Annotated in this window: 21 protein-coding genes; 11 read left to right on the forward strand and 10 right to left on the reverse strand. The window is 65.4% G+C overall.

Annotation, left to right across the window (positions count from 1 at the left end):
* The first annotated feature begins 196 nt into the window (after positions 1–196).
* Positions 197–1063, forward strand: coding sequence for a potassium channel family protein (locus ACHAA4_RS04455; protein WP_435772994.1), 867 nt, complete (start codon positions 197–199; stop codon positions 1061–1063).
* 94 nt (positions 1064–1157) lie between these two features.
* Here the strand turns inward: ACHAA4_RS04455 and ACHAA4_RS04460 are convergent, their stop codons facing one another.
* Positions 1158–2243, reverse strand: a complete 1086-nt coding sequence (locus ACHAA4_RS04460; RefSeq protein ID WP_435772995.1) for an inositol-3-phosphate synthase — start codon at positions 2241–2243, stop codon at positions 1158–1160.
* Between the two features lie 157 nt (positions 2244–2400).
* Here ACHAA4_RS04460 and ACHAA4_RS04465 point away from each other — a divergent pair, with 157 nt between their 5' ends.
* Positions 2401–3843, forward strand: coding sequence for a glycosyltransferase family 87 protein (locus ACHAA4_RS04465; protein WP_435772996.1), 1443 nt, complete (start codon positions 2401–2403; stop codon positions 3841–3843).
* Here the strand turns inward: ACHAA4_RS04465 and ACHAA4_RS04470 are convergent.
* Positions 3829–5253: a CCA tRNA nucleotidyltransferase gene (locus ACHAA4_RS04470; RefSeq protein ID WP_435772997.1), complete on the reverse strand. Its 1425-nt coding sequence runs from the start codon at positions 5251–5253 to the stop codon at positions 3829–3831. The genes ACHAA4_RS04465 and ACHAA4_RS04470 overlap by 15 nt on opposite strands.
* Before the next feature lie 176 nt (positions 5254–5429).
* On the opposite strand from ACHAA4_RS04470, the gene ACHAA4_RS04475 reads away from it, so the two are divergent.
* From ACHAA4_RS04475 to trxA, 5 genes are all read left to right on the forward strand, one after another.
* Positions 5430–5933 (forward strand): NUDIX hydrolase, encoded by a 504-nt coding sequence (locus tag ACHAA4_RS04475; RefSeq protein ID WP_435772998.1) that lies wholly within the window; start codon positions 5430–5432, stop codon positions 5931–5933.
* A gap of 21 nt (positions 5934–5954) precedes the next feature.
* Positions 5955–7769, forward strand: a complete 1815-nt coding sequence (gene murJ, locus ACHAA4_RS04480; RefSeq protein WP_435772999.1) for a murein biosynthesis integral membrane protein MurJ — start codon at positions 5955–5957, stop codon at positions 7767–7769.
* A gap of 70 nt (positions 7770–7839) precedes the next feature.
* Positions 7840–9798: a hypothetical protein gene (locus tag ACHAA4_RS04485; protein WP_435773000.1), complete on the forward strand. Its 1959-nt coding sequence runs from the start codon at positions 7840–7842 to the stop codon at positions 9796–9798.
* 115 nt (positions 9799–9913) lie between these two features.
* Positions 9914–10924, forward strand: a complete 1011-nt coding sequence (gene trxB / locus ACHAA4_RS04490; RefSeq protein ID WP_435773001.1) for a thioredoxin-disulfide reductase — start codon at positions 9914–9916, stop codon at positions 10922–10924.
* Positions 10925–10938: 14 nt separating this feature from the next.
* On the forward strand, positions 10939–11265 hold the full coding sequence (gene trxA / locus ACHAA4_RS04495; protein WP_058887901.1) for a thioredoxin: 327 nt from the start codon (positions 10939–10941) through the stop codon (positions 11263–11265).
* Between the two features lie 151 nt (positions 11266–11416).
* Here trxA and ACHAA4_RS04500 read toward each other — a convergent pair whose 3' ends face one another.
* The 8 genes from ACHAA4_RS04500 to rpmH form a co-directional block, all read right to left on the reverse strand.
* The gene (locus ACHAA4_RS04500) at positions 11417–12745 is read right to left on the reverse strand and encodes a ParB/RepB/Spo0J family partition protein (RefSeq protein ID WP_435773002.1); all 1329 of its coding nucleotides are present in this window, start codon (positions 12743–12745) and stop codon (positions 11417–11419) included.
* Positions 12746–13801: 1056 nt separating this feature from the next.
* A complete protein-coding gene (locus ACHAA4_RS04505) occupies positions 13802–14776 on the reverse strand; it encodes a ParA family protein (RefSeq protein ID WP_435773003.1) in 975 nt (324 codons plus the stop codon).
* 164 nt (positions 14777–14940) lie between these two features.
* A complete protein-coding gene (gene rsmG, locus ACHAA4_RS04510) occupies positions 14941–15690 on the reverse strand; it encodes a 16S rRNA (guanine(527)-N(7))-methyltransferase RsmG (RefSeq protein WP_435773004.1) in 750 nt (249 codons plus the stop codon).
* 81 nt (positions 15691–15771) lie between these two features.
* The gene (locus ACHAA4_RS04515) at positions 15772–16425 is read right to left on the reverse strand and encodes a Jag family protein (protein ID WP_435773005.1); all 654 of its coding nucleotides are present in this window, start codon (positions 16423–16425) and stop codon (positions 15772–15774) included.
* Positions 16426–16430: 5 nt separating this feature from the next.
* A complete protein-coding gene (yidC, locus tag ACHAA4_RS04520) occupies positions 16431–17393 on the reverse strand; it encodes a membrane protein insertase YidC (RefSeq protein WP_435773006.1) in 963 nt (320 codons plus the stop codon).
* A 68-nt stretch (positions 17394–17461) separates the two neighbouring features.
* Positions 17462–17893 (reverse strand): membrane protein insertion efficiency factor YidD, encoded by a 432-nt coding sequence (yidD, locus tag ACHAA4_RS04525; protein WP_435773007.1) that lies wholly within the window; start codon positions 17891–17893, stop codon positions 17462–17464.
* The gene (rnpA, locus tag ACHAA4_RS04530) at positions 17890–18285 is read right to left on the reverse strand and encodes a ribonuclease P protein component (protein ID WP_435773008.1); all 396 of its coding nucleotides are present in this window, start codon (positions 18283–18285) and stop codon (positions 17890–17892) included. Before rnpA ends, yidD begins: the two co-directional genes overlap by 4 nt.
* A gap of 183 nt (positions 18286–18468) precedes the next feature.
* Complete coding sequence (gene rpmH, locus ACHAA4_RS04535; RefSeq protein WP_083504652.1) at positions 18469–18606, reverse strand: 50S ribosomal protein L34; 138 nt, start codon at positions 18604–18606, stop codon at positions 18469–18471.
* 253 nt (positions 18607–18859) lie between these two features.
* On the opposite strand from rpmH, the gene ACHAA4_RS04540 reads away from it, so the two are divergent.
* The 4 genes from ACHAA4_RS04540 (at position 18860) to dnaN (ending at position 25138) form a co-directional block, all read left to right on the forward strand.
* Positions 18860–19819: an ABC transporter ATP-binding protein gene (locus tag ACHAA4_RS04540; protein ID WP_435773009.1), complete on the forward strand. Its 960-nt coding sequence runs from the start codon at positions 18860–18862 to the stop codon at positions 19817–19819.
* The gene (locus tag ACHAA4_RS04545; RefSeq protein WP_435773010.1) at positions 19816–21480 is read left to right on the forward strand and encodes an ABC transporter permease; all 1665 of its coding nucleotides are present in this window, start codon (positions 19816–19818) and stop codon (positions 21478–21480) included. Before ACHAA4_RS04540 ends, ACHAA4_RS04545 begins: the two co-directional genes overlap by 4 nt.
* Positions 21481–21581: 101 nt before the next feature.
* Positions 21582–23258 (forward strand): chromosomal replication initiator protein DnaA, encoded by a 1677-nt coding sequence (dnaA, locus tag ACHAA4_RS04550; RefSeq protein ID WP_435773011.1) that lies wholly within the window; start codon positions 21582–21584, stop codon positions 23256–23258.
* A gap of 752 nt (positions 23259–24010) precedes the next feature.
* Entirely contained in the window at positions 24011–25138 is a 1128-nt protein-coding gene (gene dnaN / locus ACHAA4_RS04555) for a DNA polymerase III subunit beta (protein ID WP_435773012.1), read from the forward strand.
* Position 25139 lies beyond the last annotated feature (1 nt).

Here is a 25139-nt window from a genome sequence, read left to right on the forward strand (position 1 = left end):
GGACAAGATTCCCAGCAGGGCCAGGGCGCGCAGTGCGTCGACGGCGTGAAGTCTCTCCATCCCCCCAAAATACCTGTGCCCGTGGGGGTGGCCGCCGCCGGACTCCACCGGGACGGTCCCTGCGATGACTCCCGCCTAAGCCCGGTGAAACTTGGAGCGGTATGGTCAGGAGACACCACACATCTCAGGAGATTCTTTGGGCACCGTACTGACCATCGCCGGGATCTGCGTGATCCTGGTGGGCCTCTGGGACATGTTCCACCAGCTTCTGCACCCGCGCGGGTCGGGTCCGCTGAGCGGCCTCGTCTTCTCCACAGTGTGGAAGCTCGCCCGGGCAGCCAAGCACCGCCTGGGCTATGCGCTCGGTCCGGGGACGATGGTCGCGGTGATCATGCTGTGGGTGCTGCTCCAGGGGGTGGGCTGGGCGCTGATCTACTACCCGCACGTCCCCGAGGGCTTCCTCTATTCCGACGGCATCGATCCCGGCGACTATGCGACCTTCGCGGAGGCGCTCTACATCTCGCTGGTCTCGCTGGCGACGCTCGGCTTCGGCGACGTGGTCGCCGTCGATCCGTGGCTGCGCCTGGTGGCGCCGATCCAGGGGCTGACCGGATTCGCCCTGCTCACCGGCGCGCTGACGTGGTTCATTCAGGTCTACCCACCGCTGCTGCGGCGTCGATCGGCGGCATTGACGTTGAAGGCGCTGCAAGAGGCCGACTATGCCGAGACGCTCGCGCAGCTGCAGCCCGGTGCGATCCAGACCGAGGTCGACCGACTCTCCGAGCAGATCTCCGAGGTCTGCGTGGACCTTGCTCAGAACGGCGAGACCTATTACTTTCAGGTCAACTCCACCGCGGTCTCCTTCTCGCATCATCTGCCCTACGCGCTGCGGCTGCATCGGGAGGCCGAAAGATCCGGTTCACTCGAGGTGCGGATGAGCGCGGCCAAGCTCGGCACGATGCTCACGCAGCTGGGCTCCACGCTGAGTCCGCGCTTCGTCTCCGGCCGAGACCTGGATGAGATCTTCGCGGCCTATGCCGCGGACCACCCCAGCCGCCGCTGACCTTCATCCATCCACCGGGGATCAGGTGGTCTACCGGGGACGCGGGGGGTCCGGTACAACACCTGATCCCGGGTAAGACGCGGGGTGGGTGGAGTCAGCGGTCGATCTCGCCGCGGATGAAGGCCTCGACCTTCTCGTGGGCGACATCGTCGTGGAACTGCTCCGGCGGGGACTTCATGAAGTAGCTCGAGGCCGAGATCAGCGGCCCGCCGATGCCCCGGTCCAATCCGATCTTCGCCGCTCGGATCGCGTCGATGATGACTCCGGCCGAGTTCGGCGAGTCCCAGACCTCCAGCTTGAGCTCGATCGACACCGGAGCGTCACCGAAGTTCCGTCCTTCCAACCGGATGAAGGCCCACTTCCGGTCGTCGAGCCACTGGATGTAATCGCTGGGTCCGATGTGGACGTCTCGATCGGCCAGCGGCGCGGAAGTGTTGGAGGTCACCGCCTGGGTCTTGGAGATCTTCTTGGACTCCAGGCGGTCGCGTTCGAGCATGTTCTTGAAGTCCATGTTTCCACCCACGTTGAGCTGGTAGGTGCGGTCCAGGTGCACGCCGCGGTCCTCGAAGAGGTGTGCCAGCTCCCGGTGCGTGATAGTCGCGCCGATCTGGGACTTGATGTCGTCTCCGACGATCGGAACTCCGGCGTCGGTGAACTTGCTTGCCCATTCGGGGGTTCCGGCGATGAACACCGGCAGCGCGTTGACGAAGGCCACTCCGGCGTCGATCGCGGCCTGGGCGTAGAAGCGGGCGGCCTCCTCGGAGCCCACCGGCAGATAGCAGACCAGCACCTGTGCCTGTGACTGCTTCAGCGCGGCCACGACGTCCACGGGTTCCGCGGTGGACTCCTCGATGGTCTCCCGGTAGTACTTGCCCAGCCCGTCGAGGGTGGGTCCACGCTGCACCGTCACCCCGGTGTGCGGAACCTCTGCGATGGTGATGGTGTTGTTCTGCGAGGCGGTGATCGCGTCGACCAGGTCCAGCCCGACCTTCTTCTCGTCCACATCGAACGCCGCGACGAAGCTGACATCCCCGACGTGGTAGTCCCCAAACCGGACATGCATCAGCCCCGGGACCTTCTGATCATCAGGGGCGTCGCGGTAGTACTCCACGCCCTGGACTAGTGATGCTGCACAGTTACCGACGCCGACGACGGCGACTCGGATGGGTTGTTCTGCCAAAAGGTTCTCTCCTCGGTGTCCTGCAGCGGCGCCGCGCGGCGGGGCCTGCTGCTCGGCGGTCATGAGACGCCGCAGGCTGGAAGGTGATCCCAGTCATACCGGTGTCTCTGCAGGAGAAGCCTATAGCGAGTCGGCGCCGGAGGTTATCGTGGAGCCGATGACCCAGTCCCCGAATGACGGCTCCCCGGTCGCTGCGACCAGGGATGATCCGCTGCTGCGGCACCTCTCGGAACGCCTCGGCGGCCCCGCGGGGAAGCGGCTGCGCCCACGGTTCTCCCCGGCCTCGGTGCTGCTGGGCCTCACCGTGCTGGGGATCCTGCTCTCGGCACTGACCAGCCAGTATTGCCGGATCAACGGCTGGGGCGGGGTGGAGGTCTATCACGCGGGCTGCTATTCAGACATCAGCGCGCTCTTCAGCCAGCGCGAACTCGATGATGCGCCGTGGAGCCCGCTCATCGGTCCGGGCTACTTCGAGTATCCGGTGCTCACCAGCCTGATCGCGGCGCTGCTCGCCGCCTCCACGCGGTTCCTGCTCGCCCAGGAGCTCACGACGGCGCTGGGGTGGTCCGCCGATCGCGCCTCCCTGCTGTACTGGGATCTCAGCTTCGCCGCGGCCGCCGTGGTGTGGCTGGTGCTCGTGCTGGCGGTGATGAAGGCCGCCGGGGCGCGCCCCTGGGATGCCGCGATCGTGGCGATCTCTCCGGCGGTCATCTTCGGGATCGGGATCAACTGGGACATCTGGGCGGTGACCGCGCTGGTGCTGGCGATCCTCGCCTTCGGCCGCGGGGCCCACATCAGCGCCGGGGTGATGATCGGAGTCGGCGTCTCCTTCAAGCTCTTCCCGCTCTTCTTGCTCGGCGCGGTGCTGGTCCTGGTGCTGCGCCGGGACACCCGGATCGGGTTCGACGTCTTCCTGCGCACCCTCGGCGGTGCGGTGGTCAGCTGGCTGGTGCTCAATGTGCCGGCGATGCTGCTGAGCTTCAGCTCCTGGTCCGAGTTCTTCGAGCTCTCGGCCGAGCGCGGCGCCGGGTATTCCTCCCCCTGGCACATCTGGCAGCTGATCGCGGAGGGCCGCGGGGGCTCCGGGCTCAGCGCCGAGACGATCTCGGGACTCTCCCTCGGGCTCTTCGCGGCGGCCTGCCTCGGCGTGCTGGGGCTGGGACTGCGGGCGAAGCATCCCCCGCGCACGGTCCAGCTGCTGTTCCTGATCGTGGCGTCGTTCCTGCTGCTCAACAAGGTCTATTCGCCGCAGTTCATGATCTGGCTGATTCCGATCATCGCGCTGGCCGCTCCGCGCTGGCGCGATGCGCTGATCTGGCAGGGCTTCCAGTTGCTGCACTTCTGGGCGGTGTGGATGTACCTGGCCGGCATCGTCGGAGACCAGGATCCGCAGCATTCCTTCGACTCCGCGCTCTACATCGCCGCAGTCCTCGGCCACATCGGGGCGACCCTCTACCTCATGGGCCAGGTGGTGCTCGACATCCTGCGCCCGGAGCGAGACCCGGTGCGTGGTGCCACAGGCGCCCCGACAGCTGGTGCCGCCCGCACCCCTGAGCCGCGTGCCGCAGGGGACCCGATGCCGACCTCAGAGCTCCGCTGAGGCCCATTCCTTCAGGATCTCCACGGCGTCCGCCTGCTCCACCGGGCCATGCTCCATCCGGTGCTCGAGCAGGAACTTATACGCCCGGCCCACTTCAGGGCCTGGGGAGATGCCCAGGACCTCCATGATCTGTTCACCGTCGAGGTGCGGCCGGATCCGGTCGAGCTGTTCACGCTCGGCCAGCGCCGCGATGCGCTCCTCGAGGTCGTCGTAGGCGTGATCGAGCCGGGCCGCCTTCTTCTTGTTCCTGGTGGTCACGTCCGATCGGGTGAGCCGGTGCAGCCGCTGCAGCTGGTCTCCGGCGTCGGTGACGTAGCGGCGCACCGCGGAGTCGCTCCAGCCCTGGTCTCCGTAGCCGTAGAAGCGCATGTGCAGCTCCACCAGCAGGCTCACCGCGGCGATGGTGGCCTTGTCGAAGCGCAGCTCCTGCATCCTGCGGCGGGTCTGTTTGGCGCCCACCACGTCGTGATGGCGGAAGCTGACCCCGCCGCCGGGTTCGAAGCGTCGGGTCTTGGCCTTGCCGACGTCGTGCATCAGCGCCGCGAAGCGCAGCACGAAGTCCGGGCCGGGCACCGGGCCCTCGTCGTCGGTCTCCAGCGCGCAGGCCTGTTCCAGCACCTGCAGGGAGTGCTGGTAGACGTCCTTGTGCCGGTGGTGCTCGTCGTCGGTGAGCTTCAGCGCCGGCACCTCCGGGAGCATGATCTCGGCCAGCCCGGAGTCGACCAGCAGGTCGATCCCGGCGCGCGGGTCGGCGCCGCAGATCAGCTTCACGAGCTCCTCACGGATCCGCTCCGCCGAGACGATGCTCAGTCGCTGCGACATCTCCGTCATCGCGGCGCGCACCTCCGGGGCGACGTCCATGCGCAGCTGCGAGGCGAAGCGGGCCGCGCGCATCATCCGCAGCGGGTCGTCGGAGAAGGACTCCTGCGGGGTCGCCGGGGTGCGCAGCAGCCGCAGGTGCAGGTCCTTGACCCCGCCGTGGGGGTCCACGAGTTCGAAGCTGGGCAGCTTCAGCGCCATCGCGTTGACCGTGAAGTCCCGCCGGACCAGGTCCTCGCCCAGGTCGGTGCCGAAGTTGACCTGAGGCTTGCGGGAGCCCGGGTCGTAGGCCTCGGCCCGATAGGTGGTGATCTCGATGGTGTCCGCACCCTTGCGGATCCCGATGGTGCCGAAGTCCCGCCCGATGTCCCAGTGTGCTTCGGCCCAGCCGGCGACCGTCTCGATGATCTGATCCGGGGTCGCGGCGGTGGTGAAGTCGAGATCCGGGGAGGTGCGCCCCAGAAAGAGGTCGCGCACGGGACCTCCGACCAGGGAGAGCTCGAAGCCGCGGGCGGCGAAGAGTTCGCCGAGTTCGACGACGACGTCGGGCAGCCAGGCGCCGTCAGGGAAACCAGAGGGAAGGTAAGGCATAGCGGAAACAGTGTCCCATATGCCTCGCCGACGGCGGCCCCCGCATCCGCGAGAACACCGGGATCCACGCCCGCATCGGCTCCCGACGCGGAGATCTGCACGGCACTCCGATTAGAGTGTTGGGTATGGACAGACCGGAGACCGGCGATGAACGGCGCACCCCATTGACTGTGTCAATGGGTGCGCGGCGCATGCCGGCCCGCCAGAGCACCCGGCAGCAGGGGAGCCTTCCCACCGTCGAGGAAATCAGCGCCGGCGGGGTGATCATCCGCCCGGCCAGCCCCGGGTTCGAGGTCGCCATCATCGCCCGCTACAACCGCGGCGGTCGCCTGGAGTGGTGCCTCCCGAAGGGCCACCCCGAGGGCACCGAGAGCTTCGAGGAGGCCGCGCTGCGCGAGGTGGCCGAGGAGACCGGCGTCGAAGGCGCCATCCTGACCTCCCTGGGGAGCATCGAATACTGGTTCACCGTGCCCTCGCACCGGGTCCACAAGACCGTCCACCATTACCTGATGGAAGCCGTGGGCGGGGAGCTGAGCATCGAGAACGATCCCGATCATGAAGCCGTGGACGTCGCCTGGGTGAGCATGGATTCGCTGGACCGCACGCTGTCCTTCCCCAACGAGCGCCGGATCGTGAATCTCGCCCGCCAGGTCATCGATGAGTCTGTACAGTCCAGCTGATCCGGCTATAGTCCACTGACGATGACTGCCGCTTCTCCCGGTCAGACCGACACCGGTCCACCGCCGCCTCCGCCCTCGTCTCCCTCGACCCAGCACACTGCGACGCCGGACCCGTCGTCGCCGGACGCCGTGGTCCCAGATCCTTCAGCGGATCACGGTCACCTCCCCGCCAAGGGGCTGGCCCGCGCCAGCGCCATCATGGCAGCCGGGACCCTGGTGTCCCGGGTGCTGGGAATCGTGCGCACCGCGCTGCTGGCAGTGGCCATCGGCGGCACCACCCTGGTGGGCGACGTCTTCGAGAAGGCCAATACGGTCCCCAACGTCGTCTACCTGCTGCTGGCCGGCGGGATGTTCAACGTGGTGCTGGTCCCGCAGCTGATCAAGGCCGCACGACGCCCGGACCGGGGCGCGGACTACACCTCCCGGCTGCTCACTCTGACCATCGTCGTGTTGGCGGGGTTCACGGTGCTGCTCACCCTGGCGGCGTATCCGATCATCGTGACACTGACCCGCAACTGGACCGAGCCGATGCTCGCCCTGGGCACGGCCTTCGCGATCTGGACGTTGCCGCAGATCTTCTTCTACGGGCTCTACGCGGTCACCGGTCAGGTGCTCAACGCCAATGCCCGCTTCGGCTGGTACATGTGGGCTCCGGTGCTGAACAACGTGATCGCCATCGGGGTGATCCTGAGTTTCATCGTCACGTTCGGGCAGTACGCCGCCGAAGGTGATCAGCTCACCGAGTGGACGGCCCAGCAGACCATCTGGCTCGCGGCCGGCCATACCGTGGGCATCATCGCCCAGGCCCTGCTGCTGCTGTGGCCGCTCTCCCGGCTCGGGCTGCGGCTGCGTCCGAAGTTCGGGCTCAAGGGCATGGGACTGGCCTCCACCGGTCGCATCGCTGGCTGGACCCTGCTGACCATGCTGATCGGCAACCTGGCGAATCTCGCCTATATGCGGCTGATCTCCGGCGCGACCGCGGCCCGCCGAGACATGGGCGCGCTCGGTGCCTCGGTGCCAGGTGAGTACGCGGCCAACGTCGCTGAGCTGATCGCGATCCTGCCCCATTCGGTCTTCGTGCTCTCCATCGCCACGGTGCTCTTCAACCAGCTTGCCCGCGCCATGGACCTGGGACGCTATGGCCGCGCACGGGAGATCATCAACGAGGGGCTCCGGATCTTCGCGATCCCGGTGATGTTCTGCATGGTCGCGGTCCTGGTGCTCGCCGGTCCGCTGGGACGGATCTTCGGCGGCGCCGCGGAGAACGCGAACCTTGCCGGCGCCGCCATCGGCCAGCTGCTGGTCCTGCTGGCGCTGGGCATGCCCTTCCGCTCCGCCAGCTTCTACCTGATGCGCGTCTTCTACTCGGCCGAGGACGCCAAGACCCCGATGCTGATCTACGCGATCATCGCCGTCGTGGGCCTGACCACGGGCTACGGTCTGGCGACGATCGTTCCTGAGGAGCAGATCGCCTATCTCGTGATCGGCCTGTTCTCCGCTCTGCACATCCTGCAGTACGTGATCTGCCACCTGCTGGTGGTCCGTCGCTGGGGCGGCTTCGACTTCGCCTCCGTGCTGACCGCCTACCTGCGTTCCGGAGCCTGCGCGGCGGCTGCCGGGGTGGCCGGTGCCGGGACGCTGTGGCTGCTCGGCGGCTATGACTGGGGCTTCGCCTGGAACTCCATCTTCACCGCGGTGCTCAGCTGCGCCGTCGTCGGCGTGGTGATGGCGGTGGTCTTCGTGGTGATGCTGCGCTGGCTGCGCGTGGAGGAGTTCACCGCGGCGATCGCACCGCTGGCCAGGCGCGTACCAGCACTGTCCCGTCTGGCCCGGTAGGCTTGACCCCGATGTGAATCTGGCCGCCTGCGAGGGGCGACCAGGATGTTTCCCGGACCGAGGAGGACTTGTGGCGCAGCCTTTCGGCGTCGGCGATGTAGTTGGTGGGCGATACCGCATCACCCATCATGTGGTGACGTCCGCTGATCAGGACATCGTCTTCCAGGCCAGCGACGAGGTCCGGGACCGCGATGTGAGCATCCTGCTGGCCTCGCGCTCCAACGCCAAACAGGTGGCCACCTCCGCGCGTGAGCTGGCGACCGGCGCCCGCGACTCCGACGTTGAGGTGCTCGACCTGGGACTGGCCGAAGAGCGCACCTACCTGATCTCCTCGCTGGTGGACCCCAACACGCTGTTGGACCTCGTGGTCCCGGACACCGCGCCCTACGTTGAGCCTTTCTTCACGGACTCGCTGGGATCCGAGCTCTTCGGGCAGTCCCGCGTCATGGAGCCCGAGACCTACGAGGACGACGCCGAGTACTACGCCGGTCTGCACGCCGGCTCCGCCCCCGATCACCGCGCCGGAGAGCCCGCCCGCCGGTTCCGTCGGCGACGCCCAGCGTTCCTGGACAAGGTCTCGGACTCCTTGAACCGCCGACTCGGCACCGAGAACGACGCCGCTGCGCTGGCTGTCGCCGCAGGACAGGCTGAGCAGGCCCGTGCGGCCGCCTCCGCCTATCTGAACCGGGACATGGACGTCACCGCCGCGGACCCCGCAGCAGACACCGAGGAGGCCTTCACCGGCACCCGCGACGCCGCCACGCTCACCACCGACGTGGCCGGCGCAGATGTGCCCGCAGCCGAGACGTCGTCATTCCCCGCACCGAGCCTCCAGAACCACGGCGCGCTCGCCTCCGAACCGGCTTCCGGGCAGACGTCCCACGAGGAGTCCGCCCAAGCCGCTGACGCACCGTCTGAGGAGCGGCTCGACGGTGACGAGGTCGTGGACAACCCACCGGACTCACCCATCGACGACTATGACGAGCCACCGGCGCCGGACGTGCCCGACGTCTCGACCCAGCCTCCGCTTCCAGGCCCGCCCCGCTCCCGCCGGCTCAGCGACGCGGTCTCCTTCACCGGACTGATCCGCCCCGTCCCCAGCCTTGAGAAGGAGACGGCCATGCGGGCCCCCGCAGCGCGCCAGGCTCCAGCACACACCGCCTCTGCGGCATCGCACCCCGAGGCCGACCGCGACGACGACGCGGCTCCTGCTCTCATGGCTGGGGCGGCAGCCTCCGGCACCGCGGCTTCGAGCGGCGAGCCCGCCGACCCGGTGTTCGCCGACTCAGAGCCCGCGGACACGGAACCCGCAGACACCGAATTCACCGATAAGAAGCCCGGCATCGGCCGTTGGATCACTGCGGCGGTTCTCGCGGCGGTGCTTCTGGTCGCGGCTGTCGTGATGTTTTTGAACCTGCGCGGCGGCGAACCCGAAGACACTGTGACCGAGGAGGAACAGGGTCAGGATGAGGATGCCGAGGAGGCGCCCGCGGAGGACGACACGGAGGGTGACCCTGAGAGTGACGAGGGAACCTCCACCGAGGAATCGGCCCCGGCCGAGGACACCGGACCGGAGCCTGAGATCGCAGACATCACCCGCCTGGTGCCCGACTCCCCAGACCTGATCTCCGACCGGGACGCGCAGCTGGCGAACCTCTTTGACGGCGACACCGGTACCACCTGGGTCACGCTGTCCTTTGCGACTGCGGACTTCGGCGGGTTCAGCTCCGGCGTCGGCCTCGTCGCCGAGCTCGACGAGACTGCCGAGGTATCAGCCGTCACGATCAACCAGCAGGGTGAGTCCACCGGAGGCGCCTTCGAGGTCCTGGTCAATGACTCGCCCAGCTTTGAAGGCGCTGAGCAGGTCGGCAACGGCACCCTGAACTGGAATGAGACCACCGTCGAGCTCGAGAACGAGGGTGAGGCGGCCTACGTGATCATCAACATCACAGAGCTGCCACGTCAGGACGCACCCAACACCGACGGCCTGCCCTTCAGCACCGAACTGGCCGAGATCACCGTCGACTGACCACCCTCCGCCCAGTGGGGTCCTGCGCAGCGCTCCAGTAGGCTGGCGGGTGAGGAATAGGCTGAACATCGATGATGTTCAATATTCCAGACACCACGACCGTTGTTAAGGACATGTGATTGTGACTGAACAGACCCCTGACCAGGTTCACGACGTGGTCATCATCGGCTCCGGCCCTGCTGGCTACACCGCGGCCGTCTACATGGCCCGTGCAAACCTGAAGCCCATCATGCTCACCGGCTCAGTGACCGCAGGTGGCGAGTTGATGAACACCACCGACGTCGAAAACTTCCCCGGCTTCCCCGAAGGCATCATGGGGCCCGATCTCATGATGAACATGGAGCAGCAGGCCCGCCGGTTCGGGACGGACATCCGCCACGAGGACGCCACCGAGCTGCTCCTGGACCAGCCGATCAAGCAGATCACCACCGGCGCCGGAGACGTGCTTCATGCTCGCGCCGTGGTGCTGGCTACAGGCTCCGCCTACCGCGAGCTGGGCGTGCCCGGCGAAAAGGCGCTCTCTGGCCACGGAGTGAGCTGGTGCGCGACCTGCGACGGCTTCTTCTTCCGCGAGCAGAACATCGCCGTCGTCGGCGGAGGCGATTCGGCCATGGAAGAGGCGCTGTTCCTGACCAAGTTCGCCTCCAAGGTCACGGTCCTGCACCGTCGGTCCGAGCTGCGCGCCTCGCAGATCATGGCCGACCGGGCCAAGGCCAACGAGAAGATCGAGTTCATCTGGAACACCGAGGTCACCGAGGTCCAGGGCGAAGGGAAGGTCAGTCGACTGCTCCTTCGTGACACCACCACCGGCGAGCCCTCTTCAATCGGTGTGACAGGTCTGTTCGTCGCAGTTGGTCATGACCCTCGCACGGAGCTGTTCAAGGATCAGATCACTCTGACCGAGGACGGCACCGCATGGGTCGACGGACGTAGCTCCAGGACCTCGCTGCCGGGCGTCTTCGCCGCTGGAGACGTGCTGGATCCGACGTACCGTCAGGCGATCACTGCAGCCGGCTCCGGCTGCGTGGCCGCTCTCGACGTCGAGCACTGGCTCGCGGACACGTTGAACTCCGACGCCGCCGAAGTGCCCACCCCCCAGACTCACACCTCACCAGTACCGCTCTAAGGAAGGAGATCTCTATGTCAGATCTCAAGAACGTCACCGATGCAAGCTTCGAGCAGGACGTCCTGCAGGCCGACAAGCCGGTCCTTGTGGACTTCTGGGCCGAATGGTGCGGCCCCTGCCGCATGCTGACCCCGATCCTGGAAGAACTGGCCGCTGAGAACCCCGAGAAGATCGAGGTCGTCAAGGTCAACGTGGATGAGAACCCCGGCACCGCCGCGAAGTTCGGCATCACCTCGATTCCCGCGGTCTACGCCTTCAAGGGTGGAGAGCACGTCCAGTCCTCCATCGGCGCCAAGCCGAAGCAGGTCCTGGAACAGGAGTTCGCCGACCTGCTGAAGTGAGCATCTCCAGCCTCAGCTGCTGAGACCATACGAGTGGGGCCCGGAACGCATCGCGTTCCGGGCCCCACTGCGTTTCACGTGAAACTGCTCCGGCTCGACCACCGGCAGATCACGGGAGTGACATCCCCACGGGCACGTCACTCCCGCAACATCACGACCGTGAGCCGATCATCTCCATCAGGCGGTGCAGATCGTCGATCGAGCCGAAGTCGATGGCGATGCGCCCCTTCTTCGCGCCCAACGTGATCTTCACCTGGGTGTCCAGTCGATCGGTCAACGCGTCGGAGAACTCTTCCAGCTGCCGCACACGGGGACTCTTCGCCCGTTCGCGACCCAGGTCTCCGGTGCCCTGGTCCCGCTGGGCCAGCGTGACAGCCTCTTCTGTGGCCCGCACAGAGAGTCCCTCCGCGACGATCCTTCCCGCCAGCTGATCCATCTGCTCCTGAGACTTCAAACCCAGCAGTGCACGCGCATGCCCCGCTGAAAGGACACCCGCCGCCACACGCCGTTGAACAGCGGGCGGAAGCTTCATCAGACGCAGCGTATTGCTGATCTGCGGGCGCGAGCGACCAATGCGCTCCGCCAGCTCATCCTGCGTGCAGTTGAAATCATCCAGAAGTTGACGATATGCAGCTGCTTCCTCCAAAGGATTGAGCTGAGATCTATGGATATTCTCTAAAAGTGCATCGCGGAGCAGATCATCGTCGGCGGTCATCCGGACAATCGCGGGAACAGTATCGCGATCGGCGGCCTTCGAGGCTCGCCAGCGTCGCTCGCCCATAACCAGCTCGAAGTGGTCAGGGCCTGCGGGGCGCACCACGATGGGCTGCAGCACGCCGATCTCTCGAATCGAGTGGATCAGCTCATCCATGTGCTCTTCGTCGAACTCCTGCCGCGGCTGACGCGGGTTTGGCACGATCGAGTCGACGCGTATGGAGCGGAACTCGGCGCCGTCGACCGAACCGCCGGTTTCACGTGAAACCGCGCCCGTCCATGCGCCCTCGGGAGTCGAGGGCGACCCATCCTCCGGCACCTGTGTCTCAATATCAGTGACCTCTGGAGCCGGCCGCTGCGTCGATGGGGTGGAATCTTCGAGGACGCTGGGTTTCGGAGCCGAGGGTTTGGCACCATTGCGGGACAACACATCGGGCATGGGGGCCCGCTGACCTCCCGTGACGCGACGTGAAGCGGTGCTGGGCCGTGAGATGGTGGCGGATTCACGAGCGATGACCTGTCGGTCAAGGTCAGACTTGGCCGAGAAGAACACATCAATCGGTCGTGGAGAAGCGGTACGGGCCTCGGAGGTTTCACGTGAAACCGACACTGCCGGCTCAGAATCTTGCTCCGCGCCATGCTCCGCGCCCACGTTATCACCAGTGGTTGCGCTCTTCTGCGCTTCTGCCGCCTCAGCCTCTTGGGCATCACTGTTGATCAATGCGCCCAAGCCTCGACCCAGTCCGCGCCGCTTTCGTTCTGCCATGCGGCAGCCTCCTAGGAGATAGTACTGAAGCCGCACAACGTAGATGGCGGCTTCATCTATTCTACGGAGCGATGAGGTGCAGCTCGGTCAGGCAAGGCTCGCACGGCGAAAGTTTCACGTGAAACGCGATCAGCAAGCTATGCGCGTGTCCTCGAAACTGGATTGGCGCGGTGGATTCCCAGGTCAGACAGGTATTCCGCACCGGTCGTCCTCCGAGCACACCATTCTTGTTGGCGAGATGCTGTGGGAGGTACGGTTCTCGGCGTGTTGCACGTGAAACGCGTGCCCGCGGGCTGTCGTTGTCCGATGCTCGGCAGTGCACATGGTGGTTGCACGTGAAACCCTGAGTTCTCCATGGAGTCACGTCAGGGGCGCGTCACGCGGCTTGGCAGCAGTTCACGGTCGTTCAGTACGCCTGGCAGTTCACGGCGCTCGAGATGACCGGATCGCTCACGGTGTACTCGCGTCGCCCGAGGCTGACAGTTCGGCACACCAGCAACCAGGTCGATGACCTGTCCCGGGCGCCATGGTTTCACGTGAAACCTCAGTTCTTTGCAACGCGGGACTCAGACTCTGGAGCTCGCCACTCAAGTTCCACGTGAAACGTCGCGATCCTGCCTGACTGCCAGCTTTGGGCGGCTAGTTACGTTTCACGTGGAACAGCTGGGGCTCACGGATAGCATTTACTCAAAGACCCAGCGAGAGTTAAGGGACGCAGTCGCCTAGGAGCCGCGCAGTAGATGTAGTGCCTGCGAGAAGCGAGGGCGGGGCAGTGCCTGAAGCGGGGACGGAATTTCGAAGGAAAGTAGTCACACGTCCACGCCCAGCTCGCGTTGCAGCAGAGGATTCACAGGGGCTCAGGTGTCCAGCGCATGCCCGCGAAACCCGGGCTCGTTTCACGTGAAACGACGCCCCACGGCGGCCGTGACGCTGTCGTTGACCCTCATTCTAGGAAGGGTTTCACGTGAAACATCGGCAGTCTGAAGACTGCCCATCGCCATGACCTCAACCATGAGCGGATGACAAAATGACTGCCGTGACGCCTATAACTCCAGGTCAGGAGGCGCTGGCGAGCTCCGCTGCGGCTTCGAGGTAGGCGAGGGCGCCGGTGGACGAGCGATCGTAGGTGATGACAGTCTGCTGATACGAGGGCGCCTCGGAGATGCGGACGCTGCGTGGAATGACGGACTTCAGCACTGATTCAGGGAAGTGCTCGCGGACTTCTCCCGCGACCTGGGATGCCAGATTGGTGCGGCCATCGTACATGGTCAGCAGGATCGTGGAGACCTTCAGCGGAGGATTCAGGTGCTTCTGGATCATTCCGATGTTGTTCAGCAGCTGGCTCAGGCCTTCAAGTGCGTAGTATTCGCACTGAATGGGGATCAAGACCTCCTGGGCGGCGACGAAGGCGTTGACGGTCAGCAGGCCGAGGCTGGGAGGACAGTCGATGAAGACGAAGTCCAGCCGCTCCAACCCATTCTCTTCCCGGTACCGGTAGTACTCGGCGAGTGCTCGTGCCAGACGCTGCTCCCGGGCCACCAGGGACACCAGCTCGATCTCAGCGCCCGCGAGATGGATCGTTGCCGGCACGACCTGGAGCCGGGGCACATCTGGACAGTCGGCGACGACATCCGCCAGTGCGAAGTCTTCGATGAGCACGTCGTAGACCGAATCGGTATCCGCTGAGTGCTCGACGCCGAGGGCAGTCGACGCGTTGCCCTGCGGGTCGATGTCGATCACCAAGACGTTGAAGCCCTGGTCGGCCAGCGCCGCAGCGAGGTTCACCGTGCTGGTGGTCTTGCCCACCCCACCCTTCTGGTTGGAGACGGTGATGGCACGAGTGTGGCTGGGACGATTCAAGGCGGTGCTCGTGAGCTTCTTGCGGCGACGGTTCTCATCGGCGAGCTCGGCAGCCAGGGGAGAGGAGGCGCCCAGGGATTCCAGGATGGAAGATCCCTCAGCTGTGCTCGCGGCCGCTTCGGCAGCCTTGGCGGCACCACTGGTTTCACGTGAAACGCGCTTCTCTTGCACGGGCCACCCTTTCCTTGTTCTGACTGTGCCGCTTGGCTCTGTGCGTGACCCCGACCGGGAGTCGGGACCGACACAGGTATGAGTCTAGGTCACTGCTCTCACGCCGCACCCCGCGACGTCGAGGGGTGCAGCCCCGGTCATGCCGGACCGGGTCTGCGCTGGAGCTAGCGCGGGCCCGCAGAGCGGCGGCGAACCCGCACCACCGTGCTGGGCTCCTCCAGGAGACCTTCGCCGAGGAGCTCCACGGTGGGGTTCGCCAGCTTGTGCTTGCTGAAGGACTTTCCGGCGGCGGCGATCTCGCCTCGAGCGCTGCGGCCCTTGATGAGCATCAGCTCGCCATCGTCGTCCAGGAGCGGCACTGTCAGGGGCAAAAGCTTCTTGAGTCCTGTCACTGCGCGGGCCGTGACGACATCGGCCATGACCTCATCCGTGACCTCTTCGGCGCGGGCACGGATGAGCTGGACGTTGTCGAGCTGGAGGTCCTGGACCACGGTGCTCAGCCACTCGACCCGGCGTTCCATGGGTTCGATGAGAATGAACTCGACGTCAGGGCGGGCGATGGCCAGCGCAAGGCCCGGCAGGCCGGCTCCAGAGCCGACATCGGCGACGGTGCTGCCCTCTTGCAGCTCCGGCGCGAGCACGGCGCAGTTGAGCACGTGACGGGACCACATGATCGGCACCTCGCGGGGGCCGAGCAGGCCGTGCTCGATGCCTGTGGAGCAGAGGTGCCCCACGTACTGCTTGGCCAGGTCCAGACGATCACCGAAGAGCGTCTCAGCGGCGTGCTGCTCCTTCTCGGTGAGCTCCGGAGCCACGAGTTCAGGTCCCTGCTCCGGGAGCTCCGGCTCGCCGAGCTGGGAGGCGTTCACCTGCTCGGCGGTCGCAGCTTCGCGGTCGTCCTGGGGCTCGCTCATGACTTGCTCCTTGTGCTGATGAACCGGATTCTCGGCGTCGCTGTGCCCAGGCCTCTCGGACTCAGCGGAGGGTGACGGTGCCTAGGCGGGTGAGATGACGACGTGGCGGCGCTTGCCTTCGCCCTCGGACTCACTGATGAGTCCGGACTCGGCGACGAAGTCATGGACGATCTTGCGCTCGTAGGCGCTCATCGGTTCCATGTGCTCGTCCTCGCCCCGGTCTTTGACCTTGGCGATGGCGCTCTCTGCCTGCTCCTTGAGCTCCGCCTGGCGCTGGTCCCGGTGTCCCGCAATGTCCAGGATCAGCCGAGTCCGCTCACCGGTGGCGGTGAGCACTGCCAGCCGGGTCAGCTCCTGGAGTGCATCCAGGACCTCGCCGCGGTCTCCGACGAGGTCGTCGAGCTCCTCGCCGTCCTCCTCGGTCACGATGGAGACATAGGTACGTCCCCCGCGGACCTCGATGTCGATGTCGCCATCGAGATCGACGATGTCGAGCAGCTCTTCGAGATAGTCAGCGGCGATGTCACCTTCGTCGGTGGCGCCCTCGGTGGAGGGCTCGTCGCGCTCAGCGGCGTCAGCATCGTTGCTGAGGGCCTCGGCGTCGTCGTTGCTCACCGGGGCTGGCTCTGCTGCTGCGGAGGCGCTGTGCTGCGAGGCAGCCGGTGCGGTCTGCTCGGCGGCGGACGCCTTCTCGGGAGTGTCGGTCTCGCCCAGCTGGGTCTCGTTCTCGCTCATGGCTGCTACTTCTTCCTCTTCTTCTTCTTCGCAGGCTGGGAAGTCTGGCCCAGGTGCTTTCCGGTCGGCTTGGGCTGCTCAGCAACCGGCTTGGGCGCCTCGTTGAAGGGCGGCAGTCCTCGCGCGGCCCGGCGCAGGTTGAGTTCCTTCTCTGCCAGGGATCCGGGCGTCGGGTTGTTGCGGATGACCCACCACTGCTGACCCATGGTCCAGAAGTTCGTGGCCGTCCAGTAGACGAGCACGCCGACGGGGAAGTTCACACCGCCGACGACGAAGACCAGGGGCAGCACGTAGAGCATCATCTTCTGCGTCTGCGCGAACTGCCCCGTCAGGGCCGCCTCGGACATGTTCTTGCTCATCAGCTGCTTCTGCGTGAAGAACTGGGTGGCGACCCTCGCGACGATCATGATCGAGGTCAGGATGACCACATCCCACCGGGTGGGGTCCTCGCTGAAGGCGGGCAGGAAGATGTCGGACATCCCCACACCGAAGATCTCCGAGCCGTCGAAGCTCTGCACCTCTGCGGCGCTCAGCGCACCGTAGCCCTCGGCCTGGTTCTGCGGTTCGCGCATCCGGTTGAGCATCCAGAACAGCGCGAAGAAGATCGGCATCTGGGCAAGCAGCGGCAGACACGTCATGAACGGGTTCACGTTGTGCTTCTTGAAGAGCGCCTGCTGCTCCTGCGCCATCTGCTGGCGGGAGACGGGGTCCTTCTTGCCCTTGTACTTGGCTTGAAGCTTCTGGACCTCGGGCTGGATGATCTGCATGCCGCGCTGCGACTTGATCTGCTTGACGAACAGCGGGATCAAGATGATGCGGATCACCAGCACGAGCAGAACAATGGAGATCACCCAGTTCCACCCGGAGTTGAAGTCCATGCCGACAGCCGTCAGAAGGCCGTGGAAAGTGCTCAGGATGAAGGAGACGGCCCAGGTGAAGGGCCACATGATTGTGTCGAAAAAGCCCATGAATCTCTCAGATGTCGTGGCCAGGCGTCATGCGGAAGCAGCCTGCCGGCTCGGCGGCGTCGATGGCATCAGTCATCGTCGTCGCGGGGTATCGGTGGGTGGTTTGTCTCTATGATCGTCGGTACTGCGCCCTGCGGCCAAATCCTCGCCGTGGGCGGCACCGGGTCGACTCCACCACCGGTGAAGGGATTGCAGCGAAGGATCCGCCACAGCGTCAGCGGGATGCCGCGGATGACCCCGTGAGCGGTCACCGCTTCCAGCCCATAGGCAGAGCAGCTCGGATAGAAGCTGCACACCTGACCGTACAGGGGGGAGATGACCCTGCGGTATCCCCGCAGGATCCAGGCGAGCAGGATCGACGGCGCGGAGCGAATCCATCCCCAGTGTCCGCGGCGCAGCTCGCTCTCGGCGACCGTTTCCGTCGGCAGGCCAGGGGGCTCCCCCTGGGCCACGTAGAAGTCTCGATGCCGGACCCAGCCACCGGGCGCTTCCCGATTCACGTCCGAGCCGCCCTGCGCAGGGACTTGCGTCGGGCGCGCTGGGCCGCGCCGAGGACCTCGGCGCGGAGCTGGGCGTGGTCCAGGCTCGTGATCTCGGGAAAAGCCCTGATCACAAGGTCCCACGAGTGCCCGGCAACGGGCTCGAGGGCCTCTTCGCGCATCAGCTCCATCACGATATGGCGCAGCCTGCGCTGGACGCGGTGCCGGACCACGGCATTGCCCACCGCCTTGGACACCACCAGTCCGCAGCGCCAGGACTCGTGATCCGTGGCCTCTGCGTTCGGGCGCGCAAGGACCGAGACCATCAGCCCACTGCCTCCGGCTCGCGAACCGTGACGCATCGCGGCACGGTGATCCCGCGAGGAGGTCAGACGGTGTTCCTTGGGAAGCACAGCGCGTGAACTCCCTTCGGGGCGACCGATCTGGTGCAGGGCATGTCCTCGGGCGTGGGCCCCGTCATGGTCTGCAGATGCACGAACGGCCCGATCCCTGTGTGTTGGGACGGGCCGCGGTGTCGGTCCGGGCGCAGCATGCTCGGACCGGCTGACCGGTTGGTCAGCGTGAATCGCTCTGAATCAGGCCGAGAGTTCCTTGCGGCCCTTGGCGCGGCGGGTCGAGATGATGGATCGGCCGGCACGGGTGCGCATACGGGAACGGAAGCCGTGCTTGCGGCTGCGACGGCGGTTGCTCGGCTGGAAAGTCCGCTTGCTCACTGTGTACTCCCACTTGGATGGTTTGAAGTCATTCGGGCCCCGGAAAGTACCTGCGTGCAGGCACGACAGTACTGTGGGGCGACCTGCCAACACTAGGGGTTTTTTCCCCGCCGCGTCAAGTCGGGGCTCGCTGCGGCCATCAACAGTTGTGCAAAACACTGTGTATAAGCCGGGCTGCCGCCCCTATTGTGACACTGATCGGCTGACCTATCGTAGAGCTCCCGGCGCTGGCGGGGGTCACGAAAGGATGGACATGACTGGTCATGATCCCGTGATCCAGGTGCAGGACCTGACGAAGTCGTTCGGCGAGGTGCGCGCCCTGGACAAGCTGTCTCTGCAGGTCGAGCAGGCTGAGGTTCACGGGTTCCTAGGTCCCAACGGGTCGGGGAAGTCGACCACGCTGCGCGTGCTGCTCGGACTGCTCCGTGCAGACTCCGGCTCGGTCAAGGTCTTCGGCGGGGACCCTTGGCGGGATGCCGTGTCCCTGCACCGTCGACTGGCCTACGTGCCCGGGGATGTGGAGCTCTGGTCCAACCTCTCGGGAGGTGAGGTCATCGATGTCTTCCTGCGGCTGCGCAGTCGCGACGCCGGGTCCCGACATGTCACCGCGCGTCGCGATGAGCTCATCGAACGCTTTGGTCTGAACCCGCGCAAGAAGACCCGTACCTACTCCAAGGGCAATCGACAAAAGGTCGCCCTCATCGCGGCCCTGGCGGCTGACGTCGACCTCCTGCTCCTCGACGAGCCGACCTCGGGTCTTGATCCGCTCATGGAGGTGGTCTTTCAGCAGGTCATCGCCGAGACTCAGCGCGAGGGCCGGGCGGTGCTGCTCTCCAGCCACATCCTGGCGCAGGTTGAGGCGCTGGCAGATCGGATCTCCATCATTCGCGAAGGCCGCACCGTGGAGACCGGCAGCCTCTCGGAGATGCGCCACATGACCCGCACCACGATCGAGGTCGAGACCGAGAGGTCCGCCACCGGGCTTCACCAGCTTGAGGGAGTCCACGATCTGCGCGTGAAGACCATCTCCGGGACGAGCCGCACCGTTCTGGAGGTCGACAACGACCATCTGGCGCAGATCACCGCCCAGCTGGCAGTCCTGGGTGTGCAGTCGCTCGTCGCCCATCCACCGACGCTGGAGCAACTGTTGATCAGGCATTACGGAGTGACCTCTGAGTCGCGCAGTTCCGCGTCCACGGCATCAGGACCATGACCACCGCGCAGACCCGGACCACTCGCGGGTCCGGCACCCGATCCCGCGATGAGACCCAGGGGGGCCTGGTCGGGACTGGCCCCCTCCTGCGCTTCATGCTGCGGCAGGAGCGGGTGCGGCTGAGCCTGTGGATCCTGGGCATCGGGCTGATGAGCTTCTATGTGGCCAACGCCGTACAGGCACTGGTCACTGACGAGGCGGAGCTGGGCCAGATGGCGGGACTCTTCGCGGATCCTGTCGGGCGACTGATGACCGGTCCGGCCTATGGCATGGAGACGCCGACCTTTGAACGCTTCTATGCGGCTGGCTATGTGCTCTTCATCTACATCCTCACCGCCCTGATGAGCATGTTCACCGTCATTCGGCACACGCGTGCGGAGGAAGCATCAGGCAGGGCAGAGCTGCTCCGCGCCGACGTGCTGGGTCGACATGCCACACTCACCGCGGCGTTGCTCCTGGTGCTGCTGGCCAATGCTGCGGCAGCGACGCTGGTCCTTCTCGGCGCGCTCTCCGGTGGATTCGCGCTCCACGGGTCGCTGCTGGTGGCCAGCTCCGGGGCCGCCGTCGGACTCTTCTTCGCCGCCGCGGCGGCGCTCGCTGCTCAGTTGACCGAGACCTCCCGCTCGGCGTCCGCCCTGACCGGGGCCCTGCTGGGACTCGCCTATCTGATCCGGATGGTAGGGGACATCGCAGCCGTCGAGGGGACGGCGCTGTCCTGGTTCTCCCCGCTCGGCTGGTCGCAGCAGACCGCGCCCTACGTCGAAGACCGCTGGTGGCCTTTGCTGCTGTGCCTGGCGCTGACGGTCATGGCGGTCCTGGGAGCCTATGAGCTGAGCACCCGGCGCGACGTCGGGGCCGGACTGCTGCCGTCTCGACTGGGCAGGTCCCATGCTCGGCCGGGGCTGACGACTCCCGTCGGGGTGGCGGCGCACACCCTGCGGGGTGGTCTGCGCGGCTGGGGGATCGCGGTGATCCTGTGCGCGGGGCTCTTCGGCGGCTATGCCGAATCCATGCTCGGCGCGGCCGACGACCTGCCCGAAGAGTTCCGCAGCTTCTTCAGCGGAGACACGATCCTGCTGGGATACCTGGCCTATATGGCGATGTTCCTTGCCCTCTTCGTCGCAGCCGCCGGAATCGGTGGGATCCAGCGGCTGCGCGGTGAGGAGAAGGCGGGGCGGGCTGAGCTGCTGCTCAGCGCCCCGCTGAGCCGGACCCGCTGGCTCGGCGCGCACCTGGTCGTGATCCTGGGCGGGCTCAGCATCATGTTGCTGTGCACCGGCCTCGCCACAGCGGCCGCAGCCGTGACGGTGCTTCAGGATGACTCCGCCGGTCTCTTCTCCGAGATCCTGCTTTCAAGTCTGCATCAGGGGCCCGCCGTGCTGGCCGTGGTGGGTCTGACCTTCGCCGCCTTCGGCTGGGCACCTCGGTTCGCCGGCGTGCTGGGCTGGGTCGTTCTCGGCTACGCAGCCGCGATGACGAACTTCGGTCCGCTGCTGGAGCTGCCGGAAGTCTTCTTCGAGTTCAACGTGTTTGGGCACCTCGCGCAGCATCCGGTGGAGTCGGTGGAGTGGGCTCCGGTGCTCGCCCTGGCCATCATCGGGGTGGGAGGGATCATCCTTGGATTCACAGGATGGCGACGCCGGGAGATCAACAGCGCCTGACCTGCCATGACGCGGGAGAGTCAGGTTGTTCCACAGGTCTGTCCACAGAAGCTGTGGAATACTATGGGCAGAATTTCACCGATGTACATGAGGGGAGCAGCGTGCCTGCTGAGTCAGAGATCGATGTGCCGCGCCAGTGGCAGCGGGTGCTCGCAGAACTCCGCGAGAACCATGGCATCGGAGCACTGAACCTGACCGATGTGGGACGAGCAGTGCCGCAGGGTGAACAGCTCCTCGGTGAGACCCTGCTGCTCACCGTCGCCGTGCCCCATGAGCGGGTGCGCGAGCTGATGCAGTCGACTCTGGCGGTGCAGCTCAGCAACGCGCTGCGCACGGTGTTCGGCAGGGAGGTGCTCTGCGCCTATGTGGTCGACCTCGAGATGTCCCAGCGTCAGCGTGAGAACACCCCCGACAGCTCAGCCCCCTCGGCACCGTCGGCCTCCTCGGCCTCCTCCACAGCAGTGGACGATCTCTACCCCGGCGAACCCGTGGTCGAGCCGCCCCGTCGGGGACCTGCCCCTGATGTTGACACCTACGACCGGACAGAGCGGGCCCCCGAGCGCCGAGGCATCGGCAGAGGTCGGGAGCGCGATGAGTTCGGCCAGCCCAACTTCGCCCCGACCGACTACTCGCAGTATGAGCGGCCCGAGCCGACGCCGCGGGAGCAGCGTCTCGCCGAACGCCGTCCCCCCGCCCGGCCGGCACCGGCGGAGTCCTTCACCGCCAGCGGCGGCGGCGAGTCCTACGAGACCTCGCGGCTGAACCCGCGCTACACCTTCGACACCTTCGTGATCGGATCCTCGAACAGATTCGCCCATGCCGCCGCCAATGCTGTGGCCGAGGCGCCAGCGAAGGCCTACAACCCGCTGTTCATCTATGGAGATTCCGGCCTGGGCAAGACTCACTTGCTGCACGCCATCGGGCACTACGCTCAGCGGCTCTATTCGGGCATCCGTGTGCGCTACGTGAACTCCGAAGAGTTCACCAACGACTTCATCAACTCCATCCGCGATGACGAAGGGGCCAGCTTTAAGCACCTCTATCGCAACGTGGACATCCTGCTGCTCGACGACATCCAGTTCCTGGCAGACAAGGAACGCACGGTGGAGGAGTTCTTCCACACCTTCAACACGCTCTACAACAACAACAAGCAGGTGGTCATCACCTCGGACCTGCCGCCGAAACAGCTCTCCGGCTTTGAAGAGCGGCTGCGGTCCCGTTTCGAATGGGGCCTGATCACCGATATCCAGCCGCCCGAGCTCGAGACCCGGATCGCGATCCTGCGCAAGAAGGCCACCGCGGAGAATTTCTCCTGCCCCGATGATGTCCTGGAGTACATCGGCTCCAAGATCTCCACGAACATCCGGGAGCTTGAAGGTGCGCTGATCCGTGTCACGGCCTATGCCGCGCTGAACAAGCAGGCGGTGGACCTTTCCCTGGCCGAACAGGTCATGCGCGATCTGATCTCCGATGATCATGCTCAGGAGATCACTTCCGAGCAGATCATCAACGCCACTGCCGACTACTACAACTTCACGGTCGAGGAACTGACTTCGAAGTCGCGCAATCGCACATTGGTGACGGCGCGTCAGATCGCGATGTATCTGCTGCGCGAGCTCACCGAGATGTCCCTTCCCAAGATCGGGCAGGCCCTGGGCGGACGCGACCACACCACCGTGATGTACGCAGAGCGGAAGATCCGTGAACTGATGGCCGAACGCCGTGCCGTGTTCAACCAGGTCACGGAACTGACCAACAAGATCAAGCAGCAACGCTGACCTAGGCGACAGAATCGGTGCGGTTAAGTCAAGCTCGTCCCTGACACCTGTGGAGAAACTCCTGCTCCACAACTCACACCGTTGTCATTACCTCTCGCAATTGGGATTCAGCGCAGTTGACACACTCAATCTCCACAGGTTTTCCCACATATCCACAGGCGGCGGTGGAGTTTTCCCGATTCTTGTTAACAGCTGTGGATAAAATAGTGCACCGCGCGGTGGAGATCCGGCCGTTTCTGTGGATAACTACGCTGCTCCTGGGGAATCGGCAGGTAGGCCCCTCAGGAATCTCCCCCGCCCCTGCACAGCCGAAGCGGAGAGGGTCCACCGCTGGGTGCACAGCCAGACCGAGCCGACGAGCAGGATGCAGGCAGTTATCCACAGATTCCACAGCACCTGTTAACACTTCTGACCCTTAACCCCTTATATGACAGAGAACAATCACCTCGACCGTTCAAGCCAGGACCCACCCCGAAGACCCAGGCGCTGCCTGGAGAGACCGCCAGGAGCTCATTGAGCGCCCACCAACGCCGCGGCGCTGAGCTACAAACCCTGGCCGCAAGCCCTCCAGCCGCTCCACTTGATCCCAGATCTTGTGGCTCACGAACTGTCAGACGGCTCATATGGTGGTCGGGCAGACCGTTGCTGGCTTCTGCCTCGCTATTGCAGGTAAGCTCGACACTCGACACAGCCACGAGATGCTTGACATTCACCATTGGGCTGTCGAAGAGCCACAAGAAGGGCAGGGATCAGTGGAGTTCACTGTTGAACGGGACGTTCTTTCCGAAGCAGTCTCATGGGCTGCCCGTTCGCTGTCTCCCCGCCCCCCGGCTCCCGTCCTGGCAGGGCTGCACATCACCGCAGCTGACCAGACGGTGACGATCTCCAGCTTCGACCACGAGATCTCCGCTCAGCTTCACATCGAGGCCGATGTGAAGCAGGAGGGCACGATCCTGGTGTCGGGACGGCTGCTCAACGACATCGTGAAATCCCTGCCGAATGCTCCCGTCACCGTGCACCTGCAGGACTCGCGTGTGCAGCTGACCTGCCGGTCTTCGAAGTTCACGCTCTCGACGATGCCGGTGGATGAGTACCCGGAGCTTCCCGGCATGCCGGAGCTCGCCGGAACCGTCGACGGTGCCGCCTTCGCCCGCGCGGTCTCCCAGGTCATCACAGCGGCATCAAAGGACGACACCCTCCCCATCCTCACCGGCGTCAAGGTCGAGATCGAGGGCGACACGATCACCTTCCTGGCCACAGACCGCTACCGGCTGGCCATGCGAGAGATCAACTGGTCGCCCGTCGCCCCAGACATCTCAACCTCTGTCCTGATCAAGGCCAAGACGCTCAACGACGTGGCCAAGTCCCTCGCCGGAGCCGGATCGCTGCAGATCGCGCTCTCGGAGACCGCTGAGCTCGTCGGCTTCTCCTCCGGCGGGCGCCGCACCACCTCCGTGCTGGTCGACGGTGACTACCCCAAGATCCGCCAGCTGTTCCCCGAGGAGACACCGATCCACGCCGTGGTCGGCACCGCCGAGTTCATCGAGGCCGCCCGCCGCGTGTCTCTGGTCTCCGAACGCAACGGTCATGTGCGGCTGCAGTTCACCCAGGACAACGAAGTCATCCTCGACGCCGGGGTCGACGACGCCGCATCGGCCTCCGAAGTCATCCCGGCCACCCTCACCGGGGAAGCCATCACGGTGGGGTTCAACCCGGCGTACCTCAACGAGGGGCTCAACGTCATCGACACCGAGTTCCTGCGCTTCTCCTTCGTCTCCGCTCCCAAGCCGGCGATGATCACCGGTCAGGCGGAGGCCGAGGGTGAGAAGTCCATCGACTTCCGATACCTGCTGATGCCAGTGCGCCTGATCAACTCGTAGT

Source organism: Nesterenkonia maliinae (genome assembly GCF_051262655.1).
GTDB lineage: Bacteria > Actinomycetota > Actinomycetes > Actinomycetales > Micrococcaceae > Nesterenkonia.

Bases quoted from the DNA above. Each gene is read 5' to 3' on its own strand.
- ACHAA4_RS04470 (WP_435772997.1), bottom strand. From the start codon at position 5,253: ATGCCTTACCTTCCCTCTGGTTTCCCTGACGGCGCCTGGCTGCCCGAC.
- yidC (WP_435773006.1), bottom strand. From the start codon at position 17,393: ATGGGCTTTTTCGACACAATCATGTGGCCCTTCACCTGGGCCGTCTCC.
- ACHAA4_RS04540 (WP_435773009.1), top strand. From the start codon at position 18,860: ATGACTGGTCATGATCCCGTGATCCAGGTGCAGGACCTGACGAAGTCG.
- ACHAA4_RS04465 (WP_435772996.1), top strand. From the start codon at position 2,401: ATGACCCAGTCCCCGAATGACGGCTCCCCGGTCGCTGCGACCAGGGAT.
- ACHAA4_RS04545 (WP_435773010.1), top strand. From the start codon at position 19,816: ATGACCACCGCGCAGACCCGGACCACTCGCGGGTCCGGCACCCGATCC.
- murJ (WP_435772999.1), top strand. From the start codon at position 5,955: ATGACTGCCGCTTCTCCCGGTCAGACCGACACCGGTCCACCGCCGCCT.
- ACHAA4_RS04475 (WP_435772998.1), top strand. From the start codon at position 5,430: ATGGGTGCGCGGCGCATGCCGGCCCGCCAGAGCACCCGGCAGCAGGGG.
- ACHAA4_RS04515 (WP_435773005.1), bottom strand. From the start codon at position 16,425: ATGAGCGAGAACGAGACCCAGCTGGGCGAGACCGACACTCCCGAGAAG.
- rsmG (WP_435773004.1), bottom strand. From the start codon at position 15,690: ATGAGCGAGCCCCAGGACGACCGCGAAGCTGCGACCGCCGAGCAGGTG.
- trxA (WP_058887901.1), top strand. From the start codon at position 10,939: ATGTCAGATCTCAAGAACGTCACCGATGCAAGCTTCGAGCAGGACGTC.
- ACHAA4_RS04500 (WP_435773002.1), bottom strand. From the start codon at position 12,745: ATGGCAGAACGAAAGCGGCGCGGACTGGGTCGAGGCTTGGGCGCATTG.